The sequence below is a fragment of the Asanoa iriomotensis genome (assembly GCF_016862515.1).
Classification (GTDB): Bacteria; Actinomycetota; Actinomycetes; order Mycobacteriales; family Micromonosporaceae; genus Asanoa; species Asanoa iriomotensis.
Map to the genome: position 1 here is coordinate 80,880 of NZ_BONC01000008.1, position 11,545 is coordinate 92,424.

Annotated in this window: 7 protein-coding genes; 3 read left to right on the forward strand and 4 right to left on the reverse strand. The window is 73.1% G+C overall.

Annotated features, from left to right (window positions below):
- Nucleotides 1-6 precede the first annotated feature (6 nt).
- Entirely contained in the window at nucleotides 7-1,659 is a 1,653-nt protein-coding gene (locus tag Air01nite_RS08365) for a ferritin family protein (protein WP_239090578.1), read from the reverse strand.
- A 79-nt stretch (nucleotides 1,660-1,738) separates the two neighbouring features.
- On the reverse strand, nucleotides 1,739-1,978 hold the full coding sequence (locus Air01nite_RS08370) for a hypothetical protein (protein WP_203701383.1): 240 nt from the start codon (nucleotides 1,976-1,978) through the stop codon (nucleotides 1,739-1,741).
- Nucleotides 1,979-2,129: 151 nt separating this feature from the next.
- Between Air01nite_RS08370 and Air01nite_RS08375 the strand changes: the two genes are divergently transcribed.
- A complete protein-coding gene (locus Air01nite_RS08375) occupies nucleotides 2,130-3,926 on the forward strand; it encodes a sigma-54-dependent Fis family transcriptional regulator (RefSeq protein ID WP_203701384.1) in 1,797 nt (598 codons plus the stop codon).
- Here the strand turns inward: Air01nite_RS08375 and Air01nite_RS08380 are convergent.
- Nucleotides 3,855-4,571: a DUF4386 family protein gene (locus Air01nite_RS08380; protein ID WP_203701385.1), complete on the reverse strand. Its 717-nt coding sequence runs from the start codon at nucleotides 4,569-4,571 to the stop codon at nucleotides 3,855-3,857. The genes Air01nite_RS08375 and Air01nite_RS08380 overlap by 72 nt on opposite strands.
- Nucleotides 4,568-4,879 carry a hypothetical protein gene (locus Air01nite_RS08385; RefSeq protein ID WP_203701386.1) on the reverse strand — a complete coding sequence of 104 codons (312 nt, stop codon included), beginning with the start codon at nucleotides 4,877-4,879 and terminating at the stop codon, nucleotides 4,568-4,570. The genes Air01nite_RS08380 and Air01nite_RS08385 overlap by 4 nt, the downstream gene beginning before the upstream one ends.
- Before the next feature lie 67 nt (nucleotides 4,880-4,946).
- Between Air01nite_RS08385 and Air01nite_RS08390 the strand changes: the two genes are divergently transcribed.
- Both Air01nite_RS08390 and Air01nite_RS08395 read left to right on the forward strand, forming a co-directional pair.
- Nucleotides 4,947-7,874: an ATP-binding protein gene (locus Air01nite_RS08390; protein WP_203701387.1), complete on the forward strand. Its 2,928-nt coding sequence runs from the start codon at nucleotides 4,947-4,949 to the stop codon at nucleotides 7,872-7,874.
- 46 nt (nucleotides 7,875-7,920) lie between these two features.
- Nucleotides 7,921-11,544, forward strand: a complete 3,624-nt coding sequence (locus Air01nite_RS08395) for an IPT/TIG domain-containing protein (protein ID WP_203701388.1) — start codon at nucleotides 7,921-7,923, stop codon at nucleotides 11,542-11,544.
- The last annotated feature ends 1 nt before the right edge of the window (nucleotide 11,545 follow it).

Below are 11,545 nucleotides of genomic sequence, written 5' to 3' on the forward strand. Positions count from 1 at the left end.
CGGCCGTTACGCGTCGGTGCGAGCCGGGCGACCGGCCGGTCCACCCTGGATGTAGGCGGCGTGGAACGCGTTGCGCTCCTCGTCCGTCATCTCGTTGAGCAGCACGTTGGGGCTGAGCAACGGGTCCATCCGGCGCAGGTGGTCGAGTGTCCACATCTTCGACGGGTCCAGGTTGAGGTGCGGCTGCGCCACGAGGGTCTTGCCGTCGTCGCGGACGAAGCCCATGTCGGAGACGACGTCGGCCCAGTTCCAGCCGTGGTAGAGCGTCTCCCACTCGCGGGACCCGATGAGCTGGCCCATGTTGGGCGTCTCGCGGCCCTGGTAGGTCGGGCGGAACGCCTCGACGTCGGTCCACCGGCAGGCTTCGTGGCAGTAGGTGCGCCACTGGCCGTTGACCTCGGCCATCACCATGTCCTCGCGGACCAGGCACGGGACCATGCAGACCCAGCAGCGGTGCGGGTACTGGTAGTCGACGTCCTCGGCGACGATCGGGTGGTGCCCGTTAGGCGTGGACAGGCGGTTGTAGTTCTCCCACCACTTGCCGTACCGGTCGTACCAGCCCGGGTACTTGTGCTCGAACCACTCGAAGTCCTTGTCGGTCATCGGGTCGATCCGCCAGTAGTTGGCGAGCCAGCCGGTCGCGAAGAACTGGGCGACCTCGTGCACGTAGCCCTTGTTCCAGATCTGGTTCCAGGCTTCCTCGATGAGGTCGTGCGGAATGACCAGACCATACTTTTCCAGCGGTACGAGGTACGAGCGGTAGTAGTCGTCGTAGATCCAGCGGCGCCACATCTCGGCGTACGACTCGCGGTCCTTGCGGCGGTCCTTCGTGCCGTACTCGATGAAGGTCCCGATCGCCGCGTCGACCACGCGGTGGTTGTTCCACCAGGCGTACCGCAGGTCGCGCTCGAGCAGTTGGTGGTTGCCCTCGTCGGCGAGCGCCATCAGCAGCGTCGCGTACCCGTTGCTGATGTGCCGCGACTCGTCGGACTGCACCGAGTGGAACACCGTCGGCAGCAGGTAGTCGCCGTTCGCGGCGGCCTCGGCCGGCATCGCGACGAACAGCGTGTTGGTGAACGCGGTCTCGGCGACGATCGTCAGGTAGATGCTGGCGGCCGTGATCGCGTCGCCGGTGATGAAGCCCTCGGCGAACTGCCGGCCGATCGTGCCGCAGTAGTCGTTCTGGAAGTTGCGCAGGCTCGAGTTGAAGCCGGCCGGGTCGATGTAGTTGTTCATGTACAGGCGCTTGAGGTTCTGCTGGATCGTCGAGTGCCGGACCTCGTCGATCATCTGGATGGCTTGGCCGTTGTGCAGCTCCGGGTTCGGGACCGTGCGGAACAGCAGCGGCATCGCGCGGGCCGCGGAGATCTCCGGCAGCGGGATGATCGACAGGAACAGCTTCTGCCATTCCAGCCAGCGCTCCTGCACCTGGCGGAACATGTTGCCGCGGATCGCGCCGTCGGAGGCGCCGTACACCCGGTGGTCCTTCTCCTCCTGCATCGGGAAGTACGACCGGAGAACCTGCTTGAGCGGGTCCTTCTTCTGCGCCTTGCGGAAGGTGTAGTCGGTTCCGTAGTGGGACACCGGCTCGTGGTACATGGGTTCCCAGGACAACTCCTGGATCTTCTGATGAGCCCTGGCCACGCTCTGCCGACTCATGGGTCACTCCTCACCGTTGACTGTGCGCCATGCGACGGATAAGACCGCACGTCGGCTCGGGGTGCGGTCTCACATTGAGTCAGGAGCCTGCCTCGTCGAACATCGCCGCCCGGATCTCGGCGAGCTGCCGTTTGACGTTCTCGCCCACCTGCCGGTCACCCTCGGCCGCGGGCTCGATGCCCAACGCCCGGAGCAACTCGGCGGCGGGCGCGCCCGGGTCGGCCCCGCCCAGGATCGGATGCAGGCCCTGCGCCGCGAGGTGGTGGAAGACCACGTTGACGACGCTCCACGGGTTGAACGACTCGCGCGTCGGCTCCATCGCCCGAGTCCACACCCACCGGCCGGCTCTGGGGTCTCAACATGAGACGGTCGGCGTCGACACGGCGCGTAACGTGTAACCACGATGTAACAGGAGTGTGCAGCGGCGATCCCGCGCGGGCCGGCGCGGTTCGAGCGAACAAGGGGGCCCCATGCTTCCGGGTTCGAAGATTCCCTACCAGATAACTGATGGCGAGCAGCTTGCCAGGACACGTGAACAGTTCCTGACCGCCGAGGACGTCGATCCCAACCAGGTGCGCGACGCGATCCTTGCCTCGTGGTGGCGGTCCAGGCGCTTCAACGTGGCCGCCGATCATGTCGATTTGTCCTATGTGCGCGACCCGGACCTCGACACGCCGCTGACCCGCAGCGCCTTGCCGGTGTTGCGCCATCTGCGCGAGCACCTCGACGGCCAGCCGATCAGCATCATCCTCACCGACCCGCAGGGGCTCGTGCTCACCCGGATGGACGCCGGTCGTGATCTCGACGCGCACCTCGATCGGGTGAATTTGGCGCCGGGTTTCAGCTACGCCGAGGAGTACGTCGGCACGAACGGCATCGGCACGGCGCTGGAGGGCGGCCGGCCGATGCACGTGTTCGGGCACGAGCACTACGCCGAGCACCTCGAGGACCTGGCCTGCGCCGGCGTGCCGATCCACCATCCGATCTCGGGCAAGACCATCGGCGCGGTGGACCTGACCTGCTGGCGCAAGGACGCCGACCCGCTGCTGCTCACGCTGGCCAAGACGACCGCCGGGCAGATCCAGCAGGCTCTGTTGACCGAGAGCGGCATCCGCGAGCTGGAGCTGCTCCAGGAGTACCTGCGCACCTGTCGCCGTACCGCCGGGATCGTCTTCGCCCTCAACAACGACGTCGTGATGATGAACGACCACGCCCGCCAGGTGCTCGACCCCACGGAGCAGTCCGTGCTGCTCGCGCAGGCCGCCGAGACCCTGGCCAGCCGCGCGCCGACCGCGTCCGTCGTGGTCGAGCTGCCCAGCGGGGTGCGGGCCCGGCTCTACTGCCGGCCGGTGCGCGGCGAGGGCCGGCTCGCCGGCGGCGTCGTGCATGTCAAGCTCACCGAACCCGGCGCCCGGCCGCGACCGGAGACGGCTCCCCGGATGTTCCTGCCGGGGCTGGTCGGCTCGGGCGCGCTGTGGCTGCGCGGTTGCCACCAGGTGCAGTCCGGGTACGACGCCGGCGAGTGGCTGGCGGTCGAGGGCGAGCCGGGCGTCGGCAAGCTCGCGGTCGTCCGCGCCGTGCACCAGCACCGGCGACCGGGTGTCCACTTCGCGGTCCTCGACGGCGCCGCCGCCGGCCGGCGGGGCTGGCTCGCGGACGCCCGCCGTGAGCTGCTCACCGGCCCCGGCACCGTGGTGATCAGGCACGTCGACCGGCTCAGCAGCGGACGTTCCCGGGCGCTGGCACGGCTGCTGGACGAGGCCCGGGCCGCCGCGCCGGCGCCCTGGGTCGCGGTGACCCTGAGCCAGCGGCGCGACGCCGGCGAGATGGCCGGGCTGCTGCGGTTCTTCCCGCGGACGGTCGAGCTGCCGCCGCTGCGCCACCACGTCGAGGACGTGCAGGCCCTCGTGCCGTTCTTCCTGTCGCGGCTGGTCAACGGCGGCAACCTGACCTGCTCCCCCGAGGCGATGCAGCTCCTGGTGCGGTCGAGCTGGCCGGGCAACACCGAGCAGCTCTACCAGGTGCTGCGCCGGGTGGTGCAGCACCGCCGCAGCGGCGCCATCCGGCCGGCGGACCTGCCGCCCGAGTGCCGGACGGTCAGCCGGCGGCTGCTCAGCCCGCTGGAGGCGATGGAGCGCGACGCGATCGTGCGGAGCCTGATCGACTGGGACGGCAACAAGATCAAGGCAGCCGGATCACTGGGCATGTCCAGGGCCACGATCTACCGCAAGATCCACGAGTACGGGATCGTCACGCCGGTCACCTGACCGCCGCAGCAGTCGGACCGCGAACGCGAGCAACCAGAGGCTCCACAGCACGTAGCCGACGAAGTTCGCGAGGTCGACGCCGGGTAGGTCCAGCGGCGAGAGCACGCCGACCAGGACGAGGATCGCCGAGGCGGCACCGAGCAGGTTGAACCAGGCCGGGCTCTTGAGCGCGGCCAGGACGAGCAGGGTCCAGGCGGCGGTGAGCAGGTAGCCGAGCGTCTCCCCGATGATGTTGCCGAGGACCAGGTGGGCGAGGGCGAACGAGTCCCGTCCGCCGGCCGCGACGGCCGGGTCGGCGCTGGCGGCGTCCGCGGCGAAGCCGGGGACCAGCAGGGGCCAGCGGGCCAGGCCGATCACCTGGACCACGGCCGCCGCGACGCCGACCGGCACCGCGACGCGCATGGCCCGGCTGCTCGACAGCCGGCCGACGCCGATCGCGATGGGCGCGAACAGCGCCGCCGACAGGGCCAGCACCGTGAACCAGGTCGTCACGGCGCCCTGGTGGTCGCGGAACGCGGCGAGCACGTCGGCGACCGGCTCCTTGAGCACGTCCGGGTAGTTGAAGACGCTGCCCAGCGCGGTGAAGGCCACGTTGGTGAGCACCGCGGCAGCGATCAGCAGGGCGGCGGTGAGTTTTCGGTTCATCGTTCCTCCTGGTGGTGTGCGCCCGCGATCCAGGCGACGAGGATGTTGTCGGGGTGGTCGGCGAGGTGGTCCCGGGCCAGCGCGTCCACCCGGTCCCGGTCGCCGCGCAGGTGGGCGGCGGCGATGGCGACGAGCTGCCTGTCCCGGGTGCTGGTCGCGGCGCGTTCGGCCCGGGCGAGCCAGGCGGGTTCGACGAGCGCGGCGGCGACCAGCAGCACCGGATCCGCGCTGGTCCGGGCGTGTTCGACGAGGCGGGCGGCCGCGGCGGGGTCGCCGCCGATGAGCTGCCGGATCAGCGGGTCGGTCATGCCGCGAGCATCGGCCCGCGCGCTGACGGTGCACTGACGGGCGGCTGACGGACCTATGCTCCCTGTCATGGTGACCGTGGCAGTCCTCGGTCCGGTCTCGGTGCGGCGGGACGGTGTCGCGCTGCCGCTGCCCGCCGGCAAGACGACCGAGCTGCTGGTCCGGCTCGCCCTCGACGCCGGCGAGCTCGTGCGGACCGAACGGTTGATCGAGGACCTGTGGGGCGGTGCGGCGGGCCGGAACACGCTCCAGGTCAAGGTGTCGGCGCTGCGCAAGGCGCTCGGCGATCGTGGGTTGGTGCTAGGCGGCGCCGCCGGCTACACGCTCGCGGTCGACCGCGGCGGGGTCGACGCGTTGGACGTGCTCCGGGTCGCGTCGACGGTCGGGTCGCTGGGCGACGCGGCCGAGGTCGAGCGCGAGTGCGCGGCGGCCCTGTCCTTGTTCGGCGGCGGCGGCGAGCTGCTGAGCGGAGCCGGTGACGGCGCGTGGGTCGCACCGCACCGCGGCCGGCTGGCGGAGGCGCGGCTGCGGCTGACCGAGGAGGCGTTCGCCGCCCGGATCACCCTGGGTGAGGCCGGCTCGTTGGTCGGCGAGCTCGAGAGCCTGGTCGTGGCCCATCCGGTGCGCGAGCGGTTCTGGGGGCTGCTGATCACGGCGCTGTACCGGGCCGGGCGGCAGGCCGACGCGCTCGACGCGTACCGGCGGGTGCAGCGGCTGCTGGCCGGCGAGCTGGGTGTCCAGCCGGGGCGGGAGCTGCGGGAGCTCGAGCGGCAGGTGCTGCGGCAGGACCGCGGGTTGGACCCGCCCGTCGGCAACCTGCCCGGCGTCTCGGCGTCGCTGGTGGGCCGCGACGCGGACATCGCGGCGGTCGCCGGGCTGCTCGGCATGCGGCGGCTGGTGACGGTGGCCGGCCCGGCCGGGGTGGGCAAGACGCGGCTGGCGGTCGAGGTGGCGCGGTCGCTCTCACCGGCCTGGCTCGTCGGCCTCGACGGCGTCGCGGGCGGTCCACTGTGGCCGCACGTCGGCGAGGCGTTCGGCGTGGCCGGCGCCACCGAGGCCGTGGTCGTCGACCGGCTCCGGGGCGGCGCCCTGCTGGTGGTCGACAACTGCGAGCACCTGCTGGACGAGGTCGCGGACCTGGTCTCGCGCGTGCTGCGGGCGGCGCCCGCGGCGCGGGTGCTGGCGACCAGCCAGGTGCCCTTGGGTGTGGACGGCGAGGTCGTGCACACCCTGGAGCCCCTGTCGCTCGCCGACTCGGTCGCCCTGTTCGCGGAGCGGGCGGTGCAGCAGCGCCGGTCGTTCGTGTTCGACGGCGACGCGGTCGCCGCGGTGTGCCGGTCCCTCGACGGCTTGCCGCTGGCCATCGAACTGGCCAGCGCCCGGGTGAAGGTGCTGTCGATCGCCGAGATCGCGCGGCGCCTCGACGACCGGTTCGCGCTGCTGGCCGACCCGACCAGCCGGCGCCCGGCCCGCCGGCGGACGCTGCGCGCGGCCATCGGGTGGAGCTACGACCTGCTGTTCCCGGACGACCAGCGCGGCCTGTGGGCGCTGGCCTGTTTCCCGGGCGGTGCGCCGCTGCCCGCGTTCACCTCGGTGCTGGGCGCGCTCGACGTGCCGGCCGCCGCGGCGGTCGACGTCGTGGACCGGCTCGTCGACCGGTCGCTGGTGCGGGCCGCCGGCGCGGACCGCTACGGGCTGCTCGACAGCGTGCGCGCGTACGCCATGGAACGGCTTCTGGATGCCGGGCTGGTCGACGTGGCCTGGGGCGCCCAGGCCGCGTGGGTCGCGGAGGCCGCCGATCGGGCCGCCGTCGGTGCCCGCGGCGCGGAGCAGGCCGTGCAGGTGGCGACGGTGCGGCGGGAGCGGGCCAACATCGACGCGGCGTTGGCGTGGACGGCCGAGCATGATCCGGCGCTGGGTCTGCGGATCGCGACCGGGTTCGGCTGGACCTGGGCGGTGCTCGGCGCCGGTCCGGACGGGGCGCGGCGAATCCGCGACGCGGCCGGCGACCTGCCTCCCGCCGCGTTGCTGCTCACCGGGTTCCTGGAGGCGTCCGGTGGCGACCTCGACCGGGCCACCGCCGACATCTCGCAGGGGATGGCCGACGACAGCGATGTCGGTCGGCTCTATCTGGCGTTCGTCCGCAGCCAGCAGGGCCGGGCGGCCGACGCGCTGGCGCTCCTGGCCGAGTGCCGGGCAGGGTTCCGGGCGCGTGGCCAGGACTGGGAGGAGGGCGTGAGCTGGCTGCTGGAGGCGTGGGCGTCGATCGCGCTCGGGGAGACGGACCGGGGCCGGGCGGCGTGCGACGAGGCGCTGCGGCTGCTGGCGCCGATCGGCGACCAGTGGGCGCTCAGCCACGCCGAGGCGCTGCTCGGCGAGTTGGCCCAGGCCGAGCAGCGGTTCGTGGACGCGGCCGCGCACCTGCGCCGGGCCGCGTCCGCGACGCACGCGCTCGGGTTCGCCGCGGCCGAGGCGCACCACCTGGCCAACCTGGGCCGCGCGCTGCAGCAGTCCGGCGACCCGTCGGCCGCTGCGCAGACGCTGCGCCGTGCGCTCGACGTGGCACGCGGCACCGGCGACCTCCGTACGGCCGCGCTCGCCGGGGTCCGGCTGGGCTGGGTCCTGCGCGCCCTCGGCGAGCCGGCGCGCGAGCCGCTCGAGTCCGCCCACCGGTGGTACCGGGCCGCGGGCCGCGGGGACGCCGCCCTGCTCGCCGAGTATCTGCTGGCCGCCCTCGACGCCGACGACGGTGTGGCGGGCGCCGACGATCGTCTGGTCTCCGTGTTGGCATCGGCGCGGCAGGCCGGCGACGGCGTTGTCGAGGTGCTCACGCTGGAGACACTGGCCCGGGTGCGGGCCGCCACGGGTCGGATCTCCGACGCACGGGACCTGCTCGCCGCCGCCGAGACCGCCCTCCCGGCCGTCAAACACCTGGTCACGGCCGCCGACCGTGCCGACCGGGACCACGCACGCGCCAATCTGGACTCATTGACCTGATCACGGGCCCTGAACTTGGATGGCTCCCACCAGCCGAGGAGTGGCCATGGGCATCCAGGTCGTCAAGGGAGACATCGGCACCGGCGCCGGCCGGGCCCAAGGCGTGCCCGGTCTGCGCGTGGACCTGTGGGAGCGCACTCCGACCGGTGACCGCCACGCCGCCACGACGCTCACCGACCATGCTGGACAGTTCACTGTGGCGGTCGACGACGCGACGGGTGCGCTGACGGCCGTGGTGACCGACCGGCACGGCACGCAAGTGCACCGGGGGCCGCTGGAGGCCGCGCGGTCGATCGGCGTCAGCCCGGAGGCGCTCGCCGCCCACCTGGCGGAACCGATCCTGATCGACCGGGGCGCGCCGCCGCTCGATCCCGACGGCCTCGTGCACGCGCTCCGCGAGCTGATGACGGTGGCCCTGCCGCACTGGAGCCCGGCGGCGCTCGACCGGGTGTTCGTCGACCTGCGCTGCCCGATCCCCGGCACGGCCACGTTCGCGGCGCTGGGCCGGGAGGCGCAGCGGGTGCTCGACGGCGATGCGCGCGCGGGCGTCGCGTTCGCGGCCATGCTGGGTGGGAGCGCCGAACCCGCGGGCGGCGCGCCCTGCGCGGGGTGCGCGGGCACTCGTGCGTCTGTTGCAAGAGAGGACCCGGCGCCGCTGTACGACCGCGTGGAGCCGTACGTCGCGGCGGACCATTCCGTGCCGTTGATCGCCGCGGCCGCCCTCCTGGAGGCTAGCGGCAAGTTCGGCGGCGGACTCGTCCTCGGCGTCGTCGACCGGCTCTGCTCCCTCGAACGGCTCGGCCAGATCCACCTTCTCGCGCTCGAGGTGGCCGGCGACCGGGCGGCGCTCGGGAACCGCCTCGAAGGGCTGCTCGGGCCTGGCGGCCCGTTCCCGGAGTGTCCGCGCGGCCCGAAGCTCCCGGACCTGCCCGTGCCCGCGTTCTGCGAACCGCTGCGCCGCTGCGGCGACGCCGCCGGCGGTACGTTCGGCGGTGTCGCGTCCTATGTGATCAACGCGGTGTCGCCACCGGTCGCCTGCCCCGGCGACACGGTGACGCTGTCCGGCTTCGGGTTCGGCTCCATACCGGGCACCGTGAGCTTCGGCGGCGCGACCGCGACCGCGTCGGCGTGGAGCGACACGTCGATCACCGTCACGGCGCCCGCCGGTGCCCGCAACCCGCTGGGCCTCATCCTGCCCACCCAGAAGTACCTGATCTGCGGTCGTCTCGTGGAGGCGCGCCCGACCGGCACGGTGACCGCCGACTTCGCGATCGGCGTCCCGGTGATCGAGGCGTTCTTCGCCGGCTCGCCGTGGAACAACCCGTACTGCGTGGAGCCCGGCGCGCCGATCCCGCTCCAGTGGCGGGTCAGCGGCGCCAACCACGTCCGGGTCGAGGTGCGCGACCAGAACGGCACGGTCGTGGCCGCCAGCGACCCGGCGCCGGCGCACGGCATCTTCGCGTCGCTCACCGCGGCACAGACAAACGCGACGACGACCTGGACGGCCCGGATCACGGCGTCCGGTGTCTGCGGCGGCCCCGCGCAGGCGCAGGTCGCGATCAGGATCACCCGCGACCCGATGCTGGTGATCTCCGGGATCGAGGTGACACAGGCGATCCAGCACTTCCAGTCGTACGCGCATCTCACCGACGCCGCAGACCGCGGTCCGGACAACAGCCTCGTCCTGGCGGCGGGCAAGGCCGCGTTCGTGCGGGTCTATCCCCAGTCGGTCCGTGATCCCGCGTTCAACCAGGGGATCCTCGGGCAGATCGACGGCAGCCTGACCGTCGAGCGGCTCGGCGCGAACGGCGTGTGGCAGCCGGTCCCGGACGTCACACCGACCGGCGCGCCCCTGTTCGTGACGACGGGCGCCCGGCCGGTCACCTTCCGGGCCAGCGACACCTACGACGACCGCCGCCGGAACCTCCCCCGCAGCCTCAACTGGATCATCCCCGCCGGCGTCATGACCGGTCGCCTGCGGATCGGCGTGGCCGTCCGGACCGGCGAGGAGCTGTGCGGGCGGCCGCCCGTGACGGGTGCGGTCGAGGTCAGCACCATCGTCCGCCAACTGCGGATCGCCGTGGTGCGGGTCGGCTACGACGGCCCGCCGAGCGCGACCTCCCCGGCCGGCACACCGGCGATCACGGTCGCCGCGCCGCCGCTGGGCAACGTGAACGCGACGGCCGGCTACACCCTGGCCACCTACCCCGTCGACGCGCAGTTGACCGTCCGCGACGCCGGCACGGCCACCGCGACGCTGCCGCTCGACGACCCGGTCACCACTCCCGGCGGGTGCACACCGAACTGGGGATCGCTGCTCAGCCTGGTCCAGACCGCCCGCACGAACGACGGCAACCAGCCCGGGTTCTTCTACTACGGCCTGATCGGCAGCGGCACGCCCGTCGGCATGGTGATCGGCTGCGAGGGCAGCACCGCGGCCGGCTTCGACGGCAACGGCACCACCCTCGCCCACGAACTGGGTCACGCGCTCGGCCGCCCACACGCACCGTGCGGGAACGTCGGCGCCTTCGACGCCGGCTACCCGTTCTACGAGCCGCACGACGCCGCGCCGCCGGTGCCACCGGCGCTGCGGGCGAGCGCCTCGATCGGCGAGTACGGCCTCGACATCAGGAGCGGCACGATCATGCATCCGGCCACCAACCACGACTTCATGTCGTACTGTGGCCCGAGATGGGTGTCGATCCGCGGGCACGACCTCTCCGCGAACGCCCCGCTCCTCGGCGCCCCCGCTCCGACCGCGGTCGCCATGGAAGGAGCCGCCATGGCCGGTGACGCGGGACCGGTCGACGTGGTCAGCGTGATCGGTCAGTTCGGCGGGGACGGCCGGCTGCACATCGAGTCCGTAGCCCGGGTGACCACCCACACCGACCTGCCCGGATGGCTGACCCACGAGGCGGTCGCCGAACTGCTCGACGACGCCGGCACCGTGCTGTCGAGCGCCCGGGTCCGGGTGCGGAGCACCACGGCGGCCTGCGGGTGCTCCGGTGCGGCCGGCGCGGCCGGGCCGTCGGACGCCGAGCCTGGTCCGAGCGTCTTCCAGGCGTTCCTGCCGCCGGCCCCGGAGGCCGTGGTCCTCCGGGTCCGCGTGGGCGACGACCGCCACGACGAGCGGCGGGCGCGCGCGTTCCCACCGCGGGTCGCGGTCACCTCATCCACTGTGGAGCGTGACGGCGTCCGGCTCACCTGGTCGGCGGAGCTCGCCCCGGACGCGACGCCGGAGGTGTGGATCCAGGCGGCCGAGCGCGGCCGCGACCGCTGGCGCGGTGTCACGGTCGACGCGGGTGACGGCGCGGCGACGATCCCGCTGTCCGCCCTGCCGGCCGGTCGCACCCGCCTGCGGGTGCTGCTGCACGACGGCTTCTCGACCGCGCAGGCCACCGGCCCCGTGATCGACCTGCCGGCGCGCGAGCCGACCGTGTCGATCGTCCACCCGCCGGACGGGGCCGTCGTCGACCCGGACGCGCCCGGTCTCGCGTGGGCGGCCACCCTCGACACCGCGGAGCCGGTCACCTGGCTGCTCGACGGCGCCACCATCGGCACCGGCGTCCAGCTGCCCCTGCCGGCGCTGGCACCGGGTGCCGCGCACACGCTGGAAGCGCGCGTGGCCGGGGCGTCGGCGACCGTGACGTTCCGGGCCGGCGACCGCTGAC